Here is a 22,887-nt window from a genome sequence, read left to right on the forward strand (position 1 = left end):
CGGGTGTGGGCGCGCACCGACCAGCCCCAGGCCCAAGCCGTGGATGCCGACCCCACTTCCCGCCGGTTCTCTTGCGGTGGCAGGATGCCTGATCATGGACGAGCGCAAGGGGGATCCCATGAACGATCGAGGCGCCCCTGGCTCGGCAGAAGGCTTCAGCGTCTTCGCTGTCAACGCCGACTGGCCGGAATCACGGCAGGTCACGGGTCACGGCTACAACCGAGCCACCGGCGACATCCATGTGTACCTCTGGTTCGGCTCTCCGTACTTCGACCCCCAGGTCGAGCACGTCACGGTCTTCAGCGCCTCCTCCGGCAATGCAGAGGCCGGCGAGGCCCTGGAGCGGGCTTTCGAGATCTACTACCACCCCGGCGAGGAACCCCCGGCCGGCCTGCCGGCCTCCGAACCCGTCACCATCACCACAGACGGGAAACCCATGACGTTCGAACTCTGGCGCAACAGCAGCAGCCGTTGCTGGGTCGCACGGGGATGCGTCGAGAGCACTGAACTGGTCCTGTCCGGCTCCGAGATCGAACCCAGCGAGCTCAGCCTGGTCCGCGTGAGCGACCTGACCTCGTTCTCGAACCCATTCGCGTCCCTCGGGTAACTGCCCTGCACGGCGGCCCTCGGCCCAGTGTCCGGGAAATCCGCCGATAGCAGGGGCGCGGGCGTAGACGTACCACCTCGGAGAGCAGGGCGGTCAGGCGTTCGATGGCGCAGGATGGGCCGCATGATTCCGATCTCTGCGGATCCTGGCCCGGTTCAACTGGCGACCGACACGGGCCAGAACTCCCTCGTCGCACTGGCGGTCATTCTCTGCGGCATGCTGACGCTGATCGCCCTGTGCGCGTATCTGCTCCCGAGAATCATCCGTCGCGGCAGCTTCAGGGCCCCGACACTCGCCGCGACGCTGCGGGACGCGGCGATCGTGTGCGCGACGCTGGCGCTCGCGGTTCATGTGTACGGCCTGATGTGCTACCTCCGCCTGGAGAACGAGTTCTACACGTGCGGGCCGCTGCGGCGCGCGGCGCCTGCGGACTTCCTGGGGATGGACGAGAGCCTGGTCCCCGTCAGTTCGGTCTGCCGCTGGTCGGACGGGTACACGCACGACTTCGTGCCGGCCTTCGTGAACCCGGCGATCGCCACACTGCTGGCCCTCGCGGTGATCGCGGCCGGTGCCGCCCTCGGACGTGCCGGGGTCGGAAGGGATCTGGCCCGGCGGGGGTGATGCCGATGGAGGTCACCCGGTCGGCAGGCGCGGCCTCCGAGGTAAGCGCAGCGCACATTCTCCAGTTCCGCTTTCACAACCTGCTCCGGGCGCGTCCGCCGGCTCCCGTGAGGTGGTGTCGATCTGCTGCCGGATCCGGACGGACACGACGTCCATCCGTGCGGTGATCTCGCGGCCGGGCTGCGGGCACGCCGGCCCAACCGCTCGTAGTCGCGGATCCGGTCCAGCACGGCGGCGGGCCGCGGTGTGGGCGGGGGATCGGACGGATACGTCCGCACATGCAACGTGGATCGCAGTCGCTACCGCTCCCGCTCCGGCCGGTCGACCGGAGGCGTGACCCAACTCCGTTTCCATTCAACGGACTTCCCCTTCGCGAACCCCGTTACGTAGGGTTGCTGCAAAGCGATCACCACGCATGAGGAGAGCGCATGGCCTGGGACGAGTGGGAGCAGATCAAAGCGGATGTGGCCTCGCGGCCATCCACCGGGACGAGACTCAACCAGCTCGACGGGGGTGGCGGCTCAGGAGGCGGACCGGCGCTGTTCGGCCCGGATCTGGCCTCGACCCCGGCGCAGAAGAAGGCCGCGGCCAACTCCATCGAGAAGCACCTGGAGCCGGGCACCGGCACGGCCGGCAACGTGGCCGAGGAGAGCACCGGTGCGGCGGTCAGGGAGTTCGGCCCCAAGGACGGTCATGGCTGGGACACCGCAAGCGCGTTGAAGAAGGCGCATCAGGCGTGGGAGAAGCAAGTCAAGGTGCTGATGGATCGTCTGGCGTCGGAGAAGTTCGCTCTGCGTCGGACCAACTCCGTACTCGTGAACAACGACGTCGGCATCGCCTCGCAACCGGGCCTCGCGCCCAGGGGCATACAGAACTGACCGCTGATCGACTGCTCATGGGGGACGCGTGCCGACCTACCACGAAGTGATGACGACCGACCTGTCCACCCTCACCTCGGCTGCCGAGAAGTGGGAGGCGATGGCGGGCGAGTTCAAGAAACTCGAGGACCAGTACAAGAAGGACGTCCACGGCATATCCATGGGCCCGTCCTGGACCGGGCTGAGCGCCCAGGCCGCGAGCTTGCGCTTCGATGTGACGCTCAAGGAGTACCAGGCCGCCCAGAAGGAGGCGAAGGCCGTCGCCTCCCTCCTGCGGGACGCGCACACGCAGTTCGTCGAGGCCCGGGGCAAGGTCAGGACCCAGCGGGACGCCGCCGTCAAGGACGGTATGCGGGTCTCCGAGCAGGGTGTCGTCCAGTTCGACACCTCGCGGCTGGAGAGAGGGGAGTACTCCGCCTACGTGCACGACCGCGACTACCAGGAGAGCGCCCGGCAGAAGGCCGCGGAGTGGGCGCAGCGCATCGAGCAGGCGGTGAAGGCCGCCGGTGACTGCGACGACGGCGTCAAGATCGCTCTCGATGCCGTGGTGGTCGACTCCGACCTGATGGACGGCACGGCCGGAGGCTTCAACGCGAGTGCCCAGGGCGACGTCGAGAAGTACGAAGCGCAGCACCTGAAGGACATCGCGACCCGGATCAATTCCGGCGACGCCTCGGAGGCGGACCTTCGAGAGGCCCGGCGGTCGCTCCGTGACAACTCCGGGGACAAGGCGTTCAGCCAGACCCTGCTGAGCGGCCTGGGTGCTTCAGGCACCCTCACGTTCACCAACAAGCTGAGCGACCTTGCCCACTCCGGAGACAAGGGACGCAGGCAGGAGTACCTGGACCTGCAGAAGGGCCTGGCCACCACGCTGGCGACGGCGACCAAGGACCCGAAGTCCGCGTTCTACACGCAGTTCCGCGAGGATCTGAAGAAGGCCGGGGTCAAGCAGTACGACCTCGATGTGACGGGCGGAAAGGTCGACCTCGGCCGGGGGCACGGCCAGGAGGCGCGCGGCTACCAGAGCCTGGTCACCCTCATGCAGCACGGTGACGGCTACTCCGGCCAGTTCCTCAAGGACATGGCCGACGACATCCGCACGGCCGAGGACGGGAAGCGGGGCGGTGACCCGGACATCTGGGACCTGTCCGGCGACTTCAGCGGCAAGGAGGACGGCTGGTTCGCCAACGACCCCCTCGACGGGGTGCTGGGCATCATGGCGGACGACCCCGGGACCGCGACCGAGTATCTCGACCCGGGCCCGGACAACAAGAACGACAACCTCGCGTACCTGCTGGACAGGCGCGACTGGAACGGCGTCGACACCGAGCGGACGTCCGGGAAGGTCGAGGTCGTCGCTCCGGACGCCGCCGACCAGGACAACCGCACCGGTTTCGGCGCCGCGCTCGAGGCGGCCGCGACCGGCCATGTGCCCGGTTCGACGTACGACCTCGGCGGCCATGACATGGCCCAGGCCCGCGTGATGAACGAGAGCATCGGCGTGCTGAACGCCGCGGGCGAGGCGGACAAGCTCCCGGCGAACCTCCGCGCGCCGATGGCGCACATGCTGATGGACTACACGCCGGACACCCACCAGATCCTCGGCATGGACAACAACAAGTACAACGGCGTGGACCGCGTCTGGAACGACGACGGTCAGGCCCGTATGGCCGTCCCCAAGGAAGAGCTGGTGAAGATCATGCGGGGCGTCGCCAACGACCCGGAGGCCTTCGGGCAGGTCTACCGGGCGGAGAAGCAGTACTCGCAGGACCTTTTCGCCGCCATGCCCGACGACGCCAAGAGCCTGGCCACCCAGAACCGGATCATGGAGACCTCGGCGTCGCTCGGCGCGTACGACGGGGTCAGGGCGGATGTCGTCTTCGACAAGCGGTTCGACAACATCCAGTGGGCGAACGACTTCAACCACGCACTCACCGGAAGCTCCGGTGCGGTGCTGAACTTCACGCCCGAGAAGATGGCAGTCCCCGGAGACCTGGCGAACAGGGTCCTCGACTTCTACTCGTACGAGGCGACCAAGGACCGTATCGCCGAGGCCAGCACGGAAGCGACCGCCGAGAACTCCAAGCAGTTCAACGCCGGTCAGCGGGAGGTGGATGCCATGGTCGTCGAGTGGGCCAAGAGCAACGGCCACGAGGAGGACAGCGACTTCACCAGGAACCTCATGGGGCACGGTCAGGTCCACCACGAGAGGGGGCGGGACGGGGCGCTGCGTCATCTGCGCTCCGACTACTGACAGGCGGGACCGACCGGACCGCACAGCCCACGTACTCCCGGAGCGGACTGAAACACCTGTATGCGACTCAAAGAAAACCGCGGCCCTCTGGCGGTCGTCCTCGTCTCCTGTCTCGCGCTGCTCGCCGGCGTCCTCCATTTCACCGGGGTCCTCGGCGAGTGGCGTGACGGGATGTCCCTCGACCGTGCCTGCCGGGGGACCCTGGCACGCTCCGGCCTTGTCGAGGCCCTCGACGGTGACCGTGTGGCGTCCTCCGACCTGGACTCCGACCCGGGATCCGGAGCGCTCACGCGCTGTGCCGTCACCTCGCGGGACAGTCACGACTCGCTGCGGATCGACGTCCGCTGGGGCAGCGACGCCGACGATCAGGCGCTGGCGCTCAGGCGGGCGGACATGACGGGCGTGCTGGGCAGGGCCGCCCCGCTGGGCGGCGACTGGCCGGGGGCCTTCATCCTGGGCGGCGATGTTCCCCAGGTGTCGGTCCTCCTGGCGTGCCGGAACCGCAAGGACGAGAGCCTCCTCGTCAGCAGCCTCCTGAGCGGCAGCGGCGGTGGCTCGGCAGACGGCGGCGCACGGCAAGCGGCCCAGGCCCGCCTCACGACCGCCACGGCGATGAAGGCGGCCGAGGAGTTCGGCTGCGAGGCGTCCGGCGGGAAGGAGACAACGGACGCGCCGGACGATCCGCTCGGTGCCCCGGTTCCGCTGGACCGGGCGAACGGCACCTGCGCAGCCCTCCGGCCGTCGGCCGCCGGGGCCCGGAAGGCCGGAGTCCCCGGGGCCATGGAGTCCGTCGGGCAGAAGAACGCGTCCCTGACCGACTGCTTCCTGGCCACCCCGGGCGGCGAGCCCGGGTACCGCCTGTCGGCCGCCTACGGCCCCCTGGCCAAGGCATTCAGGGCGCTCACCCCTACGCGGCTGAGCGGCGAGGCCGGAGCCGTCGAGGGAACGAACCATGCCTGGGCGACTGCTCGGTGCCCCGGTTCCGCCGAGCGCGCCGTGTTCACGCTCTGGCGGGTCCACGACCCGCAGAAGAACAGCTTCGCGGTGAAGAAGCGTTCGGCGTCCTTCGAGGCGGCCGCGCTGAAGGCGTTCGCCGGGCAGTCGGCCAGGGCGCAGGGGTGCTCGGACCTCCGTCTGCCCTGAGACCGCGCCGCGCCGGATCGTGTGATGTCACGATCCGGCGCGACGTGCCGCGCCGTGGCGTGCCTGCGTCACGCGGACGCGGGCTCCCCCGAGTTGACGCTCACCGAGGCGATGCGGTCGGCGTCGTCGAAGAGGACGTCCACCGTGCCGCCGTTCGGGAGTCCGGCGCTCATCCGGTCCGTGGCCACGCGCCGGGGAAGGTCGTGGTGGCCGAAGTACCCGGCGACGACCTGCCGCGCGGAACCGCCGAGCAGACCGGCGCCGGTGAGCAGGAAGCGCGGCAGCGTGATGGCGTCGGGCTCGGCGCGCGGGACCTGGGGGTCGTCGGGGACCATGTACGCACGGGCTTCGGGACTCGCCTGCACCCCGAGGTAACCGGCGGCTCCGAGCACGCCCATGGCGGCGAACGCGAGGGTTTCGGCGGCACGGCGTGGGTCGTCGTGCTCCGCGAGCTGTATGAGTTCGTGCGTGAACTCGGGCAGTCCGTGGGCCTGTCCGTACTGCCTGACCTTCTCGGCCGCGGCGGCGACGGGCGTGCCCTGGAATCCGGGGTTGGCCCAGGCCCAGAGCCACGACTGCTCGCTGGTGTCGTACGTGCCCAGGAGCGAGATCCGCAGTTCACGCCCCGCCTGCCGGTAGAGGCACTGCCCGAGATCGGCGCTCCACTCGCCCATGGGCATGAACTCGTTGAAGGTCTCCAGCTGCTCGGCGCCCCAGGCGGCGTGCTGCTCCGTGACCCGGAGGAACGGGTCGCTGAAGTACTTGGTCATGTCCCTGACTCTATGAGGTGGATCAGCGGGCGTTGAGCTCGGCCTCCACGGGCGCGGGCGTTGGGCCGTACGCGGTGGACCGTTCCAGCTGCCGGCCCTGGTGACCTCGCGCAGGTGGAGGGCCATGGGACGGCATGTGGTCGTCGGCGACGCCGGACCCGCTGATCGCCAGGAGGGGGGGCGGTCGTGCCGCGGTTGCGGTGTGGCGTACCCGTGATCTTGGCCCTGAAGTGACTCAGGTCACTTTCCGTCAAGCATTGCGCATGGTTCTTGCCGGGTGGGGCAGGCGGCCAGATCGCCGGGGTGGGTGACCGGCAAGGTGCGTAACGGGAACGGAAGGCCAAACACGACGTGTCGGCACAAGAGACCATCCACGTGGGCGGAGAGTGGCGCGCAGCCGCCTCAGGAGCCGTGCGCGAGATCATCGACCCCGCCGATGCGGGCGTTTTCGCTGTCGTCGCGGAGGGTGGGGCCGAGGACACCGACGCGGCTGTCGCCGCTGCACGGGACGCGTTCGACACGGGGGAGTGGCCGCGGACGCCCACGGCCGAGAGGGCCGCGCTGCTCCGCCGTGTGGCCGGACTGCTGGAGCGCGACCGGGAGAGGATCGGCGCGCTGGAGAGCCGCGACGCCGGGAAGACCCTGGAGGAAGGGCGCGTCGACGTCGACTGTGTACGCGACGCCTTCCTCTACTTCGCGGACCTCGTCATGAACGAGAGTGGCGGCCGCGTCGTCGACGCCGGGTCGGACGACATCCACAGCGTGGTCGTCCATGAGCCGGTCGGCGTCTGCGCCCTGATCACGCCGTGGAACTACCCGCTCCTTCAGGCCAGCTGGAAGATCGCCCCGGCACTGGCGGCGGGCAACACCTTCGTGATCAAGCCCAGCGAGCTCACGCCGCTCACCACCGTCGCGCTGATCGACCTGCTGACCGAAGCCGGACTGCCGTTCGGTGTCGCGAACATCGTCACCGGCGCCGGGGACCCGGTCGGAGCCAGGCTCGCCGAGCACCCCGACGTGGACCTGGTGTCCTTCACCGGCGGGCTCGTCAGCGGCACCAAGGTGATGCGCGCCGCCGCGGACACCGTCAAGAAGGTCGCACTCGAACTCGGCGGCAAGAACCCGAACGTCGTCTTCGCCGACGCGTGCTCGACGGACGAGGGCTTCGACACCGCCGTGGACCAGGCGCTGAACGCCGCCTTCATCCACAGCGGCCAGGTCTGTTCCGCCGGCTCCCGGCTCATCGTCGAGGAGCCGCTGCGTGAACGCTTCGTCGCCGAACTCGCGCGCCGCGCCGGGAAGATCCGCATCGGGCGCGGCAGCGACGAGGGCGTGGAGTGCGGGCCCCTCGTGTCGCGGCAGCAGCTCGCCAGGACCGAGGAGTTCGTCGAGTCGGCGCTCAAGGAGGGTGCGGCCTTGCGGGCCGGCGGTGAACGGCCGGACGGCCCCGGCTACTTCTACCGGCCCACCGTCCTCGACCAGTGCCACCGCGGCATGCGCGTCGTCCGCGAGGAGGTCTTCGGCCCCGTTCTCACCGTCGAGACGTTCCGCACGGAGGACGAGGCGATCGCTCTCGCCAACGACACGGAGTACGGGCTCGCCGGGGCCGTGTGGACCGCCGACCCCGGGCGGGCGCGGCGGGTCGCCGGGCGGATGAGGCACGGGACCGTCTGGATCAACGACTTCCACCCCTACCTGCCGCAGGCGGAATGGGGCGGCTTCGGCAAGTCCGGCATCGGCCGTGAGCTGGGCCCGGCCGGGCTCGCGGAATACCGGGAGACCAAGCACATCTACCAGAACCTCGCCCCGCGCCCCGTGCGCTGGTTCGCGGGCTGACCAGGGGAACACGCACCATGACCGAGTACGACTATGTCGTCGTCGGGGGCGGCACCGCCGGATCGGTGATCGCCTCCCGCCTGACCGAGAACCCGGACATCTCCGTCGCCGTCATCGAGGGTGGCCCCAGCGACGTCGGCCGCGACGACGTACTGACCCTGCGCCGCTGGATGGGCCTGCTCGGCGGGGAACTCGACTACGACTACCCGACCACCGAGCAGCCCCGCGGCAACTCCCACATCCGCCACAGCCGGGCCCGCGTCCTCGGCGGCTGCTCGTCGCACAACACCCTGATCGCCTTCAAGCCGCTGCCGTCCGACTGGGACGAGTGGGCGGCGGCCGGTGCGCGGGGCTGGGACGCCGCGGCCATGGACCCGTACTACGGACGGCTGCTCAACAACATCGTCCCCGTCGACGAGGCCGACCGTAACCCGATCGCCCGCGACTTCGTCGACGCGGCGCGGACGGCGCTCGGCGTGCCGCGCGTCGAGGGCTTCAACCAGCAGCCCTTCCACGAGGGCGTCGGTTTCTTCGACCTCGCCTACCACCCGGAGAACAACAAGCGTTCGTCCGCGTCGGTCGCCTACCTGCACCCCTTCCTGGACCGGCCGAACCTGCACATCGCCCTGGAGACCTGGGCGTTCCGGCTGGAGCTGGACGGCACCCGCGCGAAGGGTGTGCACGTACGCACCAAGGACGGCGAGGAGCGGCTCGTACGGGCGCGGCGCGAAGTGCTCGTCTGCGCGGGCGCGGTGGACACCCCGCGACTGCTCCTGCACTCCGGCATCGGACCGAAGCAGGACCTCGAGGCGCTCGGCATCCCGGTCGTCCACGATCTGCCGGGCGTCGGCGAGAACCTGCTCGACCACCCCGAGTCGGTGATCGTCTGGGAGACGCACGGGCCGATCCCGGAGAACTCCGCGATGGACAGTGACGCGGGTCTGTTCGTACGGCGCGACGAGGCGTCCGGCGGACCCGACCTGATGTTCCACTTCTACCAGATCCCGTTCACCGACAACCCGGAGCGGCTCGGCTACGAGCGGCCCGCACACGGGGTGTCCATGACGCCGAACATCCCCAAGCCGCGCAGCCGCGGCCGGCTCTACCTGACCAGTGCGGATCCACAGGTCAAGCCCGCACTGGACTTCAGGTACTTCACCGACGAGGACGACTACGACGGGCGCACGCTGGTCGACGGAATCCGGCTGGCCCGGCAGATCGCGGCCCGGGAACCGCTGGCGAGCTGGCTGAAGCGCGAGGTCTGCCCGGGGCCCGCGATCACCTCGGACGAGGAGATCGGGGAGTACGCGCGCAAGGTCGCGCACACCGTGTACCACCCGGCCGGCACCTGCCGCATGGGGGCCTCCGGAGACGAACTCGCCGTAGTTGCACCGGACTTGAGGATCCGGGGGCTGGACGGGATCCGGATCGCCGACGCGTCCGTCTTCCCGACGATGCCGGCAGTGAACCCGATGATCGGGGTCCTGATGGTCGGGGAGAAGTGCGCGGATCTGCTGAATGAGGGAGAAACCCGATGAAGCCCGTGACCACGTCAGATTCGGTGACGGAGAAGTCCGTGACCGACGCGCCCGAGAGCGACAGCCCCGGGGCGGGCGACACCGCTCCCGCCGCGGCGGACACGCCCGTCTTCCAGGTCCGTGACCTGTGGAAGGTCTTCGGACCCAAGGCCTCCCGCATCCCGCGCGACGCCGAGCTCGGCGCACTCACGCCCGCCGAACTGCGCGACCGCACCGGCTGCACCGCCGCCGTGCGCGATGTCTCCTTCGACGTCCGCAAGGGCGAGGTCTTCGTCGTGATGGGCCTGTCCGGCTCCGGCAAGTCCACGCTCGTGCGCTGCCTCACCCGGCTGATCGAGCCGACCTCCGGATCGATCGCCATCGACGGCGAGGACGTCCTGTCCATGGACACCGCCCGGCTGCGCGAGCTGCGCCGCCACCGCGCCTCCATGGTCTTCCAGCACTTCGGGCTGCTGCCGCACCGCTCGGTGCTCGACAACGTCGCGTACGGACTGGAGATCCAGGGTCTCGGCAAGTCCGCCCGCCGGTCCCGGGCAGCCGATGTCGTGGCCAAGGTGGGCCTGGAGGGTCTGGAGCACCGCCGCCCCGGTCAGCTCTCCGGCGGCCAGCAGCAGCGCGTCGGTCTGGCGCGGGCGCTCGCCGTCGACCCCGAAGTGCTGCTGTTCGACGAGCCGTTCAGCGCGCTCGACCCCCTGATCCGCCGCGACATGCAGGAGGAGGTCATCCGGCTGCACCGCGAGGAGGGCCGCACGATGGTCTTCATCACCCACGATCTGAGCGAGGCGCTCAAGCTCGGTGACCGCATCGCGCTGATGCGCGACGGCCGGATCGTGCAGCTCGGCACACCGGAGGAGATCGTCGGGTCGCCGGCCGACGACTATGTACGGGACTTCGTCCGCGATGTGCCGCGCGAGCAGGTCATGACCGTCCGTACGGCCATGCGGCCGGCGAAGGACGCGACCGAGAGCGAGACGGGCCCGGTGCTCGCCCCCGACGCGACGGTCATCGAGGCGATCGAAGCGGTCGCCCGCACCGGTCAGAGCGTTCGTGTCGTCCAGGACGGCCGCTGTCTGGGCGTCGTCGACCACGCCGGGCTGCTGCGCGTGGTGGCGGGCGTCGGCGACGCCGAGGGGGTGGCGGCGTGACCGCCGCCGTCTCCGCCCCCGCGGCCCGCAAGGTTCCCTCCTTCCGGGATCTCGCGCGACACCGGGTAGGGAGCAAGCTGGTCGTCCTCGGCGCGCTCGCGCTCGTACTCGTACCGCTCGGCATCGGGCTGTGGGGCAGCGGCAGCTGGCCGGCAGCGCTGACCGTCGACGTGTCCGGGCCGCTCGACGACGCCAACGCCTGGGTCGTCGACAACCGCGAGACCCACCCGCTCTTCCTCTACTTCCTGCTGCATCTGTCCAACACCGCGACCGACGCCGTCACAGCCGTCCACAACGCGCTGGACGCCATGGGCTGGACCGGTGTGCTGGCCGCCGGGGTGCTGTTCGCCTGGCGGGCCGCCGGACTGGGGCGCAAGGGGATCAAGGTCGCGGCCACCGCGCTCGGGGCGTTCGCCGTGTGCGGGCTGCTGGGGATGTGGGAAGCCACGTTGCTCACCATCGCGCTGATGATTGTCGCCGTGGTCGCCGCGGCACTGCTCGGCGTGCTCATCGGGCTCCCGGCCGGGCTGTCCGACCGGGTCGACCGTGCCCTGCGGCCCGTACTCGACACCATGCAGGTGCTGCCGGCCTTCGCCTATCTGCTGCCGTTCGTGCTGGTCTTCGGTACCGGTACGCCCGCCGCACTGTTCTGCACCGTCATCTACGCAGCCCCGCCGATGGCCCGCCTCACCGCACTCGGCCTGCGCGGCGCCGACCCCTCCGTGCTGGAGGCGTCCGCGTCGCTCGGCGCGAGCCCGTGGCAGCGGCTGCGGACGGCGCGCCTGCCGCTCGCCCGCAAGCAGATGCTTCTCGGCCTCAACCAGACGATCATGATGGCGCTCTCGATGGTCGTGATCGCCGCCCTCGTCGGCGCCGGCGGCCTCGGCGAAGAGGTCTACTCGGCGCTGTCCACCGTCGACGTCGGCAGGGCGCTCGCCGCCGGTATCCCGATCGTGCTGATCGCCGTCTGGCTGGACCGTACGACCGCGGCGGCCGGTGACCGGATCGGCGAGAGCGCCCCGGGAGGCGGCCCGCTGCACGGCCGTTCGGCGTGGGCGCTGGTCCTCGCCGCGGTCGGGGCCGCGGTCCTGCTCCGGTTCGCCGTGGGCAAGGCGTGGCCGGAGGGCTGGACGTACGACATCTCCACGCCCGTGAACAAGGCGCAGGACTGGATCACCGAGCACTTCTCCTCCGGCATCCCCGTCCTCGGCGGTACCGAGGTCTGGTCCGAGAACTTCACGCTGTGGGTCCTCAACCCGCTCCGGGACGGCCTGACCTGGCTGCCCTGGTGGTCGGTACTGCTGCTCGTCGCCGCGGTCGCGTGGCTGGTGGGCACCTGGGCGACCGCGCTGACCGCCACGGCCTCGATGGCCGCGATCGGTGTGCTCGGCGTGTGGACGAAGTCCCTCGACACCCTCTCCCAGGTGCTCGCGGCGCTGGTCGTCACCCTGGTGCTGGGCGTGCTCGCGGGCGTCCTCTGCGCCCGGGCCGGGCGGCTGGAGCGCTGGCTGCGGCCGGTGCTCGACGCCATGCAGACCATGCCGCAGTTCGTCTATCTCATCCCGGTGGTCGCGCTGTTCGGCGTCACCCGGGCCTCGGCGATCATCGCGGCCGTCGTGTACGCGCTGCCCGCCGTCGTACGCATCACCACGCAGGGGCTGCGCGAGGTGGACCCGGCGGCGATGGAGGCCGCGCGCTCGCTGGGCGCGTCGACCCGGCAGCAGCTCCTCCAGGTCCAGCTGCCGCTGGCCCGTCCGGCCCTGCAACTCGCCGTCAACCAGGGCGTCGTGCTGGTGCTCGCCGTGGTCGTCGTCGGAGGTCTCGTCGGCGGTGGCGCGCTCGGCTACGACGTGGTCAAGGGCCTGTCGCGGGGCGAGATGGGCATCGGCATGACGGCCGGTGTCGCGATCGTCTGCCTCGGACTCGTACTGGACCGGCTCACCCAGCCCGCGGCGGCCCGCCGCACCCGGAGCCACTGACTCATCCCCCTTCACAAGCTTGGAGCATCATGCGAAACCGAACCCGAGTTCTGCGTACCGCCACCGCCGTCGTGGGCGCCCTGGGCGTCCTGTCGCTGAGCGCCTGCGGCGCCGCCGACACCGGCAAGAGCAAGGACGTCGGCGGCGACAAGGTCGTCAGACTGACCGTTCCGTCATGGGTGGGCGCCCAGGCCAACACCGCCGTCGCCGCGTACATCCTGAAGGAGGAGCTGGGCTACACGGTCAAGAGCCAGCAGATGGGCGAGGTTCTCGCCTGGGACGCGCTCTCCAAGGGCGACATCGACGCGATCATGGAGGACTGGGGTCACCCCAAGGAGGAGAAGCAGTACGTCGAGACGAAGAAGACCGTCGTCAAGGCGGGCGATCTCGGGGTCGAGGGCCACATCGGCTGGTTCGTGCCGAAGTACTTCGCGGACGCCCACCCGGACGTCACTGACTGGAAGAACCTCAACAAGTACGCCAAGGACTTCCGGACGGCGGAGAGCGGTGACAAGGGCGAGATCCTGGAGGGGTCGCCGGACTACGTCACCAACGACGACGCGATCATCAAGAACCTCAAGCTGGACCTGAAGACCAACTACTCGGGGTCCGAGGCGGCGCAGATCACGGCGATCAAGAAGTACGCGAAGGAGAAGAAGCCCTTCCTGACGTACTGGTGGACGCCGCAGTGGCTGAACGCGCAGGTCGATCTGGTCGAGGTCAAGCTGCCCGCGTACACCGAGGGCTGTGACGCCGACCCGAAGAAGGTCGCGTGTGCGTACCCGAACACGCCGCTGCAGAAGTATCTGAACGCGGACTTCGCGAAGAACGGCGGCGACGCCGCGGAGTTCCTGAAGAACTTCAAGTGGACCACCGAGCAGCAGAACGAGGTGGCGTTGATGATCGCCGGCGAGAAGATGTCGCCGGAGGCCGCCGCGGAGAAGTGGGTCAAGGAGAACGAGTCGACCTGGAAGGCGTGGCTCCCGAAGAAGTGACGCCACGCATCTCAGGAGTTGCTCAACTCCCTTGAGGAGCCCCGCGGACGAAAAGGATGATCACTGCATGCTGGGCTACGGGAAGAAGCAGGAACTGCCGGTGATCGTGTTGCGCGACGCGGACGGCATCGCCGATGCCGTCCGCGCGGCGCTGGAGAACGCCCCCGAGGACGAGCGCCCCGGCCTGGAACGCGCCTCGGCGATCATCGCCGAGGCCGCCACGGCCTCGGACGACGACCTGAGGGCACGCTGGGTACGCCGGCACCTGACCGCGGCGGGCGTGGACGGCCCGGCCGACTCGGTGGCCGCGATCAAGGCCCTGCGCGCGGCGGAACCGGGCCTCACGCTGGGCTGGGCGGTACGTCTGGCGCTCGCGGCGAAGTCGGCGGAGACGGCCATGTCCGGGGAGCCGCCGCAGCAGGCACGGGGCGCTTAGCGCACAGGGGCGTACCGGGCCGGCTGCTGCCTGGCTGTACCGCGCCGGGCCGCATCCTGCCTGGTCGGATCGGGCCGGGCTGCACCCTGCCCGGCCGGACTGGCCGGGTTGGACCGGGCGCGCCGACGGCGAGCGGCACGGCCGGTGGCGGGCAGTCGGCCCCGTTGCCCTCAGGCCGGTCAGCCCAGGCAGCACATCCCCGGAGGCGTTGACCTCTTGACCGGACGCGGCCGGGCCGGGCCGGGCCCGCGTAGGTCCGGGCTGGACGGGGTGGAGCCGGCGTCAGCCCCTCAGCTCGCGGGCGATCGTCTGCACCGCTGCGTGCGCCCGGCGCTGGAGGCCCGGGCCGAAAGTGATGCGGGTTGCCCCGAGGCGGCCCAGTTCCGCGAGGGGCGGGGCGACGGCAGGCGCACCGACGTTGATCGGGATGCCGGTCCCGGCGCGCAGCAGCGGCAGGTGCTCCGGTGGCACGCCGATCGGGTACACGCAGTCCGCCCCGGCCGCGGCGTACAGCCTGATGCGGGCGAGTGCCTCCGCGGGGTCGGCCACGCCGCGCAGATACGTGTCCACCCGTGCGTTGACGAACAGCGCGTCGCCCGCCTCCGCCCGAACCTGGGCCAGCCGGTCGGCATGCCGCCGCGGATCGCCGAGCACCTTGGTCGCCGGGTCGGAGTCCTCCAGGTTGCAGCCGACCGCGCCCGTCTGAAGGATCCGGGCCACCAGCTCCTTCGGGTTCAGGCCGTAGCCCGCCTCGACATCCGCTGTCACCGGGACATCGACGGCTCGGACGATACGGGCGACAGCCGCGAACATCTCGTCCGCGGGCGTCCGCCCGTCCTCGTACCCCAGCGACGCCGAGACCCCCGCGCTCGGCGTCGCCAGGGCAGGGAAGCCCGCATCGGCGAAGGCGCGGGCGCTCGCGGCGTCCCACGGCCCCGGCAGTACGAGCGGATCCCCGGCGTCCCGCCCGTGGTGCAGGGCGCGGAACATCTGTGCATGTGTCGTCATCTGCGGGCCTCCTCTCACAGCCGCCGTGAACCGGGCGTGTAGTGGCCGGGAACCAGGCGGGCGGTCACACCGAAACGGTTCCAGGCGTTGATCACCGTGATCGCCGAGACGAGATGGGCGAGTTCGGTCTCGTCGAAGTGCGCGGCGGCCTTCGCGTACACCTCGTCCGGGACGAAGCCCTCGGTCAGCACGGTCACCGCTTCCGTCAGCTCGATCGCCGCGAGCTCCTTGTCGGTGTAGAAGTGCCGCGACTCCTCCCAGGCGGAGAGCTGGACGATCCGCTCCACCGACTCGCCGGCCGCGAGTGCGTCCTTGGTGTGCATGTCGAGGCAGAACGCGCAGTGGTTGATCTGCGAGGCGCGGATCTTGACCAGCTCCAGCAGAGCAGGGTCGAGGTGCTGCCGGGCGGCGGAGTCGAGCTGCACCATCGCCTTGTAGACGTCCGGTGCGAGCTTGGCCCAGGCCAGGCGCGGGCCGTGCTCCGGCGCGTGGGCCTCCCGTGGAGGCGCAGCGGTGCCGGAGCCGCCGGTTGCCGTGATGCCGTTCTCGTTCCGCGTCGTCGTCATGGGGACGACCGTACGGGGACGGTGGCGCACCGGTATGGTCCATTTCCATGATGGATTCCCGGGCCACTTTCGGTGCGGACCTGCATGTGGAACTGCGCGGGACGGGACTGCGTACCGGGCTCATGGACGCCCTGCGGGAAGCCGTACGCACCGGGCGGCTGGCTCCCGGCACCCGCCTGCCGTCGTCGCGTTCACTCGCAGCCGACCTGGGGATCGCCCGCAACACGGTCGCCGACGCCTACGCCGAACTGGTCGCCGAGGGCTGGCTCACCGCCCAGCAGGGATCGGGGACCCGGGTCGCCCAGCGCTCCGCACCGCGCAGACCGGCCCCGCCCGCGGGCTCGGCCACGGCCCGTCCGGTACGGGGGCGCCCCACCTACAGCCTGATGGCCGGCACTCCCGACCTCGCGTCCTTCCCGCGCACGGAATGGCTGAAGGCGGCGCGGCGCGCCCTGACCGCGGCACCCCACGAGGCCTTCGGCTATGGCGACCCGCGCGGCCGCATCGAGCTGAGGACGGTGCTCGCCGACTATCTGGCCCGGGCACGCGGCGTGTACGCCGACCCCGGACGCATCGTCATCTGCTCCGGTTTCGCCCACGGCCTCATGCTCATGGGCAAGGTGCTCCGGGGGCGCATGGTGCGGGAGGTGGCCGTCGAGTCGTACGGGCTCGACGTGCACCGGGACCTGCTGACCGATGCGGGCCTGCGTACACCCGCGCTGCCCTTTGACGGGGTCGGCACCGACACGCGGGCGCTGAGCGGGCTCAAGGGGGCGGGCGCGGTGCTGATGACGCCCGCGCACCAGTTCCCGATGGGGGTGCCGCTGCACCCCGACCGGCGCGCCGCGGCCGTCGACTGGGCGCGCGGCAGCGGCGGGCTGATCCTGGAGGACGACTACGACGGGGAGTTCCGGTACGACCGCCGGCCGGTCGGCGCGCTGCAGGGACTGGATCCCGAACGGATCGTCTACCTCGGCACGGCCAGCAAGTCCCTCGCGCCGGGGCTTCGGCTGGCATGGATGGTGCTGCCCCAGCATCTGGTGGGGGAGGTGCTGGACGCGAAGGGCAGCGTCGACTGGGTGTCCAGCGCCCTGGACCAGCTGACGCTCGCCGAGTTCCTCGCCTCCGGCGCATACGACCGGCATGTGCGGAGCATGCGGCTGCGCTACCGCCGCCGCCGGGACCAGTTGGTGCGGCACCTGGCCGAACGAGCCCCGGGCATCCGCGTGAGCGGCATCGCCGCCGGCCTCCACGCGGTGCTCGAACTCCCGCCGGGCACCGAGCAGTCGGTGGTCCGCGCGGCCGCCTGGCAGGGCCTGGCCCTTGAGGGCGTCACCCGCTTCCGGCACCCGGACGCTCCGCCGGGCGACGGTGCACCGGTCGTCCGCGATGCGCTTGTCGTCGGGTATGCGACCCCGCCGGACAGTGCGTGGGCGGGTGCGCTGGACGCGCTCTGCGGGGCATTGGCGCAGGCCAGGGGTCTGCCCTCGGCAGGCTCCGCCGAGTGAGCGCCGTACCCGCCTGCCCGCCGAACACGCCTTCCGCGGCCGGTGCGCACAGACCTTGGGCAACGCGGAGCCGCCCGTGAAGCGGGACGAGGACGACGCCGCAGTCGTGGGTCCTCGTCCCTGGGCGCCTGACCTCCCACCCGCGTCCACCGCGGAGCGGAGCGCATCGATGACGACAACCCTGATCTTCGCGGCGGCGCTGCCGGCGGCGATCACCCGTTGCGTCGGGCCATGCGCGATGCGGTCGGTGCGTCCAGGAAGGGCGTGAAGGCTCCACCGCGGATCCGCCCTTGCGGCACGGCGGTTCACTCTCTTGCCGCAGGCTCACCGGCCTGCTCTCCCTGGGCGGGCAGCTCGCCGAACCTCGCCAGGGCCAGCGCCCCGGCCACGGCCACCACGAAGCCCGTGATCGCCAGCCAGGCCAGCCCCTCGCGGGTGCGGTCGCCCAGCCAGACGACGCCCACCACGGACGGGCCGATCGTTTCGGTGATGACCAGACCGGCGGTGGCGGTCGTCACCGAGCCGCGCTGCAGGGCGGAGGTGAGCAGCAGGAACGCCGCACCGCCGCCGACCAGCAGCGCGTACAGGGCCACGTTGGTCAGCAGCTCGGGCAGCGCGAGCGTGTCGATCAGGCGGACGGAGACCTCGACGACGCCGAAGCCGATGCCCGCGCCGAGCCCCAGGACCAGGGCGCGGGGCCGGTCGGGCAGCTTGCCGGCCACCGCGCCGAGGACCAGCACGCCGAGCGCCGCGCCCAGCATCGACCAGCGCAGCGCCATGGAACCGGCCCGGTCGCCCTCCGGTCCGGCGGCGAGGCCGAGCATGGCCATGCCGACACAGACGACGACGACCGCCGCCCACTCGGTGCGGCTGAGGCGGACATGGAGCAGACGGGAGGAGACCACGGCGGTGACAGCGAGGCTGGCGGCGAGCGCCGCGCCGACCACATAGATGGGCAGGGAGCGCAGGGCGACGATCTGCAGCAGGAAGCCCAGGCCGTCGAGCGCGAGACCTACGAGATAGCGCCACTGCCGCAGCGCGCGCAGCAGCAGCGCCGCGTCCACCCCGGAGCCGGATCCTGGCTCGGCGGCGCGTGCCGCCATCGCCTGCAGTACGGAGGCCGTGCCGAAGCAGACCGCGGAGCCGAGCGCACAGATCATCCCGAAGACCACAAAGCGACCCTAGAGGAGAGGCTTGGCAGACCCGGTTACCGGCGCGTGAGGCGGCCATCTAGTGTGTGGCGCGGCCGAACGGCCGGTTCACAGAGGGTTCTGTGGGGCCTGAGGGACGGGAGGGGCGGCAGATGACGCGACGCAGGCTGAGGTCGGGCACCGTGGTGCTCGGCGGCGTGGGGGTGCTCGCGGCGACGCTCACGTCGTGCGGTTCGGAGCCGGACGAGCGGTGTGTCGATCCGGTGACCTACGAGGTGCTGCCCGACTACGAGTGCGAGGACGACGGTCGCAGCAGCACGGGCCGCTACTACTACGGCGGCCGGGTCAGCGGTGACCGCGTCGAGGGCGGCAGCTTCGACAGGACCGCCGTCGACAGCGGCGGCTTCGGCGGCTCCAGCTCCGGCGGCGGCTGAGCACGGGCCCCCGCACGATGAAACGTCACACCATCGAGCCCCGTCCCGGCTGGCAGCAGACCGTCGAGGAACAGGGCCTCATCTACCCGCTGACCCGCTACCCGGACGGCTCCCTGCGCCCCTACTGGGACGAGAGCGCGTACTACGAATTCTCTCTGCCCGAGGTCGAGGCGCTGGAGGAGGTCGTCGAAGAGCTGCACGCCATGTCGCTGGCCGCGGCCGCGCACATCGTCGAGCAGAGCCGCTTCGCCGACCTGGGGATCACCGACCGCCGGCTGGCCCGGCGGGTCGCCGAGTCCTGGCGGCGGCGCGACGAACTCCCCTCGGTCTACGGGCGGTTCGACCTGCGCTACGACGGCACCGGCCCCGCCAAGATGCTCGAGTACAACGCCGACACCCCCACCTCCCTGGTCGAGGCCGCCAGTCCGCAGTGGTTCTGGATGGAGGAACGTTTCCCTGGCGCCGACCAATGGAACTCCCTCCATGAGCGCCTCGTCGACGCCTGGCGGCGACAGGCCCCCCTGCTGCCGCCCGGACCCCTCCACTTCGTCCACTCCGACGGTGACGAGCTGGGCGAGGACCTGATGACCGTCGCGTATCTGCGCGAGACGGCGCAGCAGGCCGGTATCGCGACCGAGGCGCTCTCCGTGGAACGGATCGGCTGGGACCGGCTCTCCGGGCGCTTCGTCGACGACCGGCTGCGCTTCCTGCGCAGCTGCTTCAAGCTCTACCCCTGGGAATGGCTGACCACCGACCGCTTCGGACCGCACGTCCTCGACACCCTGGACAACGGCGGCGGCACCGGCACCACCTGCTGGATCGAACCCGCCTGGAAGATGCTGCTGTCCAACAAAGCGCTGCTGGCGATCCTGTGGGAGCTCTATCCCGGGCATCCGAATCTGCTGCCCGCCTATCTCGACGGCCCGCGCGAACTCGCTGAGGAACGCGGCTATGTGACGAAGCCGCTGCTGGGCCGCGAGGGCGCGGGCGTCACGGTCCACGAGCCAGGCAGTGCGCCCGTCGTACGGGAAGCGGCCTGCTGTTATCAGGAGTTGGCCCCGCTGCCCGAGTTCGACGGCAACCGGGTGGTGCTCGGCGCGTGGGTCGTCGAGGACGAGGCGGCGGGGCTCGGCATCCGGGAGTCGGCGGGACTGGTCACGGACGAGTACGCCCGCTTCCTGCCCCACGTCATTCTCTAGGCCGCTGTTCCGGGCGGCGGTCCGCGGACGGCTCAGTCGGCCAGCACGGCCCTGAGCTGGTCCAGCCCCCAGTCCAGGTCCTCCTTGCCGATGACCAGCGGCGGGGCGATCCGGATGGTGGAGCCGTGGGTGTCCTTGGCCAGGACACCGCGGTCCATCAGCTTCTCCGAGATCTCCCGGCCGGTGCCCCGGCTCGGCGCGATGTCGACGCCCGCCCACAGCCCGCGGCCGCGCACCGCCTCCACGGCGCCGGTGCCCGTCAGCAGACCCAGCTCATGGTGCAGATGCTCGCCCAGCTCGGTGGCACGCTGCTGGAACTCGCCCGTGCGCAGCATCGCGATCACCTCCAGCGCGACCGCGCACGCCAGCGGATTGCCGCCGAACGTCGAGCCGTGCTCACCGGGCCGGTAGACCCCGAGGACCTCGGCGGACGAGACGACCGCCGACACGGGGACCACACCGCCGCCCAGCGCCTTGCCCAGCACGTACATGTCCGGCACGACACCTTCGTGTTCACAGGCGAACGTCTTCCCGGTCCGGCCCAGCCCCGACTGGATCTCGTCCGCGATGAAGAGCACGTTGCGCTCCTGGGTGATCCTGCGCACGCCAGGCAAATATCCGGCGGGCGGCACCAGGACGCCCGCCTCGCCCTGGATCGGCTCAAGCAGCACGGCCACCGTGTTCGCCGACATGGCCGTCTCGAGCGCGGTCAGGTCGCCGTACGGCACGATCTCGAAGCCGGGCGTGTACGGGCCGAAGTCCGCCCGTGCCTCGTGATCGGTCGAGAAGCTGATGAGCGTGGTCGTACGGCCGTGGAAGTTGTTCCCGGCGACGATGATCTTCGCCTGGCCCTGCGGTACGCCCTTGACCCGGTAGCCCCACTTCCGGGCGGTCTTCACGGCGGTCTCCACCGCCTCCGCCCCGGTGTTCATCGGCAGCACCATCTCCATGCCGCACAGCGCCGCGAGCTGCGTGCAGAAGTCCCCGAACCGGTCGTGATGGAAGGCACGGGAGGTGAGCGTCACCCGGTCCAGCTGCGTCTTGGCGGCATCGATCAGCCGGCGGTTGCCATGGCCGAAGTTGAGCGCCGAGTACCCCGCCAGCATGTCGAGATAGCGGCGCCCTTCGACATCGGTCATCCACGCGCCGTCCGCCGAGGCGACGACGACCGGCAGGGGATGGTAGTTGTGCGCGCTGTGCGCCTCCGCGGAGGCGATGGCAGATGTCGTCGTGGTCGACACGGGTTCTCCGATCGTCGGGACGGCCCATCCGGCGTGGGGGCGGGGTGGTGCCCTGTTTCTATCGTCGCGCGGACTGCGGACAGGGAAACCTCGCGCCCGGCGCGGCCGATAGTGTGAGCCGTGCGCACGGCGACCGGGTACGGGGAAGTGACCTCGAGGAAGCCGTGCGAGGGCAAACACGCGAGGTGTCGACCTCCCGTAGCCCCCGGCGCGGGACGGACCCCCAGGCACCCCGGGACCACGAGCGGCCATCATCGGATCGCCCCGGAGGACACTCATGACCCTTCCCCTGTCGCATCCCGCACTCACCGCGACCGACCCCGAGCTCGCCGCACTCGTCGCCGCCGAGGAGCAGCTCCAGGCCGACACCCTGCGGCTCATTCCCAGCGAGAACTACGCCTCCCGGGCCGTGCTGGAGGCCTCCGGCACGGTGCTGCAGAACAAGTACAGCGAGGGCTACCCGGGCCGCCGCTACTACGAGGGCCAGCAGAACATCGACCAGGTCGAGCGGCTCGCCGTCGCCCGCGCCAAGGCACTCTTCGGGGTCGAGCACGCCAACGTCCAGCCCTACTCCGGCTCCCCGGCCAACCTCGCCGTCTATCTGGCCTTCGCCGAGCCCGGCGAGACCGTGATGGGCATGGCACTGCCCATGGGCGGCCACCTCACCCACGGCTGGGGCGTCTCCGCCACCGGCACGTGGTTCCGCGGTGTCCAGTACGGAGTCCGCCAGGACACCGGCCTCGTCGATTTCGACGAGGTGCGCGAACTGGCTCTCAAGGAGCGACCCAAGGTCATCTTCTGCGGCGGCACCGCGCTGCCCCGGACCATCGACTTCGCGGCCTTCGCGGAGATCGCCCGCGAGTGCGGCGCGGTCCTGGTCGCCGATGTCGCCCATATCGCCGGCCTGATCGCCGGCGGCGCCCACCCCTCGCCCGTGCCGCACGCCGACGTCATCTCCACCACCACCCACAAGACCCTGCGCGGACCGCGCGGCGCGATGCTGATGTCCCGAGAGGAGCACGCCAAGGCCATCGACAAGGCGGTCTTCCCCGGTCTCCAGGGCGGCCCGCACAACCAGACCACCGCCGCGATCGCCGTCGCCCTCCACGAGGCGGCCCAGCCCTCCTTCCGCGACTACGCGCAGTCGGTCGTCGCCAACGCAAGGGCACTCGCCGACGAACTGCTCGCCCGCGGCTTCGACCTCGTCTCCGGCGGCACCGACAACCACCTGATCCTGATGGACCTCACCCCCAAGGAAGTGCCCGGCAAGGTGGCGGCCAAGGCCCTCGACCGGGCGGGGATCGTCGTGAACTACAACACCGTCCCCTACGACCCGAGGAAGCCGTTCGACCCCTCCGGCATCAGGATCGGCACCCCCTCCCTCACCTCCCGCGGCCTCGGCACCGAGCACATGGCCGCTGTCGCGGAGTGGATCGACCGGGGCGTGACGGCCGCAGGCGCAGGGGACGAGGAGACGCTGACCACCGTTCGCGCCGAGGTCGCCGAACTGATGGCCGCCTACCCGGCACCCGGCCTGACCATCTGACCCGGCCCGCCGTGCCCTGTCGGTGACCCGGC

At 70.7% G+C, this 22,887-nt stretch carries 20 protein-coding genes; 15 read left to right on the forward strand and 5 right to left on the reverse strand.

All coding sequences use genetic code 11. The annotated features are described in order from the left end of the window. The first annotated feature begins 118 nt into the window (after positions 1 to 118). The 5 genes from ABZ208_RS08935 (at position 119) to ABZ208_RS08955 (ending at position 5,503) form a co-directional block, all read left to right on the forward strand. Complete coding sequence (locus tag ABZ208_RS08935) at positions 119 to 607, forward strand: hypothetical protein (RefSeq protein ID WP_356908835.1); 489 nt, start codon at positions 119 to 121, stop codon at positions 605 to 607. 123 nt (positions 608 to 730) lie between these two features. Continuing rightward, entirely contained in the window at positions 731 to 1,228 is a 498-nt protein-coding gene (locus tag ABZ208_RS08940; protein WP_356908836.1) for a hypothetical protein, read from the forward strand. 428 nt (positions 1,229 to 1,656) lie between these two features. Beyond that, positions 1,657 to 2,106, forward strand: coding sequence for a hypothetical protein (locus ABZ208_RS08945; protein ID WP_356908837.1), 450 nt, complete (start codon positions 1,657 to 1,659; stop codon positions 2,104 to 2,106). Positions 2,107 to 2,155: 49 nt separating this feature from the next. After that, a complete protein-coding gene (locus tag ABZ208_RS08950) occupies positions 2,156 to 4,360 on the forward strand; it encodes a hypothetical protein (protein ID WP_356908838.1) in 2,205 nt (734 codons plus the stop codon). 60 nt (positions 4,361 to 4,420) lie between these two features. Beyond that, positions 4,421 to 5,503 (forward strand): hypothetical protein, encoded by a 1,083-nt coding sequence (locus ABZ208_RS08955; protein ID WP_356908839.1) that lies wholly within the window; start codon positions 4,421 to 4,423, stop codon positions 5,501 to 5,503. A 68-nt stretch (positions 5,504 to 5,571) separates the two neighbouring features. Here the strand turns inward: ABZ208_RS08955 and ABZ208_RS08960 are convergent, their stop codons facing one another. Further along, entirely contained in the window at positions 5,572 to 6,273 is a 702-nt protein-coding gene (locus ABZ208_RS08960) for a DUF6882 domain-containing protein (RefSeq protein WP_356908840.1), read from the reverse strand. Positions 6,274 to 6,624: 351 nt separating this feature from the next. Here ABZ208_RS08960 and ABZ208_RS08965 point away from each other — a divergent pair, with 351 nt between their 5' ends. From ABZ208_RS08965 to ABZ208_RS08990, 6 genes are all read left to right on the forward strand, one after another. Further along, positions 6,625 to 8,109 (forward strand): aldehyde dehydrogenase family protein, encoded by a 1,485-nt coding sequence (locus ABZ208_RS08965; protein ID WP_356908841.1) that lies wholly within the window; start codon positions 6,625 to 6,627, stop codon positions 8,107 to 8,109. Between the two features lie 17 nt (positions 8,110 to 8,126). Then, a complete protein-coding gene (locus tag ABZ208_RS08970; protein ID WP_356908842.1) occupies positions 8,127 to 9,647 on the forward strand; it encodes a GMC oxidoreductase in 1,521 nt (506 codons plus the stop codon). 125 nt (positions 9,648 to 9,772) lie between these two features. Next, positions 9,773 to 10,792, forward strand: a complete 1,020-nt coding sequence (locus tag ABZ208_RS08975; RefSeq protein WP_356908856.1) for a glycine betaine/L-proline ABC transporter ATP-binding protein — start codon at positions 9,773 to 9,775, stop codon at positions 10,790 to 10,792. Continuing rightward, positions 10,789 to 12,771 carry an ABC transporter permease subunit gene (locus ABZ208_RS08980; RefSeq protein ID WP_356908843.1) on the forward strand — a complete coding sequence of 661 codons (1,983 nt, stop codon included), beginning with the start codon at positions 10,789 to 10,791 and terminating at the stop codon, positions 12,769 to 12,771. The genes ABZ208_RS08975 and ABZ208_RS08980 overlap by 4 nt, the downstream gene beginning before the upstream one ends. 29 nt (positions 12,772 to 12,800) lie before the next feature. Next, the gene (locus tag ABZ208_RS08985) at positions 12,801 to 13,766 is read left to right on the forward strand and encodes an ABC transporter substrate-binding protein (RefSeq protein WP_356908844.1); all 966 of its coding nucleotides are present in this window, start codon (positions 12,801 to 12,803) and stop codon (positions 13,764 to 13,766) included. 67 nt (positions 13,767 to 13,833) lie between these two features. Then, on the forward strand, positions 13,834 to 14,202 hold the full coding sequence (locus ABZ208_RS08990) for a hypothetical protein (RefSeq protein ID WP_356908845.1): 369 nt from the start codon (positions 13,834 to 13,836) through the stop codon (positions 14,200 to 14,202). 282 nt (positions 14,203 to 14,484) lie between these two features. Here ABZ208_RS08990 and ABZ208_RS08995 read toward each other — a convergent pair whose 3' ends face one another. Then, the gene (locus ABZ208_RS08995; protein ID WP_356908846.1) at positions 14,485 to 15,210 is read right to left on the reverse strand and encodes an isocitrate lyase/phosphoenolpyruvate mutase family protein; all 726 of its coding nucleotides are present in this window, start codon (positions 15,208 to 15,210) and stop codon (positions 14,485 to 14,487) included. A gap of 14 nt (positions 15,211 to 15,224) precedes the next feature. After that, positions 15,225 to 15,776 carry a carboxymuconolactone decarboxylase family protein gene (locus ABZ208_RS09000; protein ID WP_356908847.1) on the reverse strand — a complete coding sequence of 184 codons (552 nt, stop codon included), beginning with the start codon at positions 15,774 to 15,776 and terminating at the stop codon, positions 15,225 to 15,227. A gap of 47 nt (positions 15,777 to 15,823) precedes the next feature. On the opposite strand from ABZ208_RS09000, the gene ABZ208_RS09005 reads away from it, so the two are divergent. Then, on the forward strand, positions 15,824 to 17,284 hold the full coding sequence (locus ABZ208_RS09005) for a PLP-dependent aminotransferase family protein (protein WP_356908848.1): 1,461 nt from the start codon (positions 15,824 to 15,826) through the stop codon (positions 17,282 to 17,284). Between the two features lie 305 nt (positions 17,285 to 17,589). Here the strand turns inward: ABZ208_RS09005 and ABZ208_RS09010 are convergent, their stop codons facing one another. Further along, positions 17,590 to 18,444 carry a hypothetical protein gene (locus ABZ208_RS09010; RefSeq protein WP_356908857.1) on the reverse strand — a complete coding sequence of 285 codons (855 nt, stop codon included), beginning with the start codon at positions 18,442 to 18,444 and terminating at the stop codon, positions 17,590 to 17,592. A gap of 143 nt (positions 18,445 to 18,587) precedes the next feature. Between ABZ208_RS09010 and ABZ208_RS09015 the strand changes: the two genes are divergently transcribed. Together ABZ208_RS09015 and ABZ208_RS09020 are read left to right on the forward strand one after the other, a co-directional pair. Then, on the forward strand, positions 18,588 to 18,869 hold the full coding sequence (locus ABZ208_RS09015) for a hypothetical protein (RefSeq protein ID WP_328397332.1): 282 nt from the start codon (positions 18,588 to 18,590) through the stop codon (positions 18,867 to 18,869). Positions 18,870 to 18,886: 17 nt separating this feature from the next. Next, complete coding sequence (locus ABZ208_RS09020) at positions 18,887 to 20,068, forward strand: glutathionylspermidine synthase family protein (protein ID WP_356908849.1); 1,182 nt, start codon at positions 18,887 to 18,889, stop codon at positions 20,066 to 20,068. Between the two features lie 32 nt (positions 20,069 to 20,100). On the opposite strand, the gene rocD is transcribed toward ABZ208_RS09020, so the two are convergent. Further along, positions 20,101 to 21,309 carry an ornithine--oxo-acid transaminase gene (rocD, locus tag ABZ208_RS09025; protein ID WP_356908850.1) on the reverse strand — a complete coding sequence of 403 codons (1,209 nt, stop codon included), beginning with the start codon at positions 21,307 to 21,309 and terminating at the stop codon, positions 20,101 to 20,103. 277 nt (positions 21,310 to 21,586) lie between these two features. Here rocD and glyA point away from each other — a divergent pair, with 277 nt between their 5' ends. Then, the gene (gene glyA, locus ABZ208_RS09030) at positions 21,587 to 22,855 is read left to right on the forward strand and encodes a serine hydroxymethyltransferase (RefSeq protein ID WP_356908851.1); all 1,269 of its coding nucleotides are present in this window, start codon (positions 21,587 to 21,589) and stop codon (positions 22,853 to 22,855) included. Positions 22,856 to 22,887: the final 32 nt, after the last annotated feature.

Source organism: Streptomyces sp. NPDC006208 (genome assembly GCF_040613775.1).
In the GTDB taxonomy this organism is placed as follows: Bacteria; Actinomycetota; Actinomycetes; order Streptomycetales; family Streptomycetaceae; genus Streptomyces.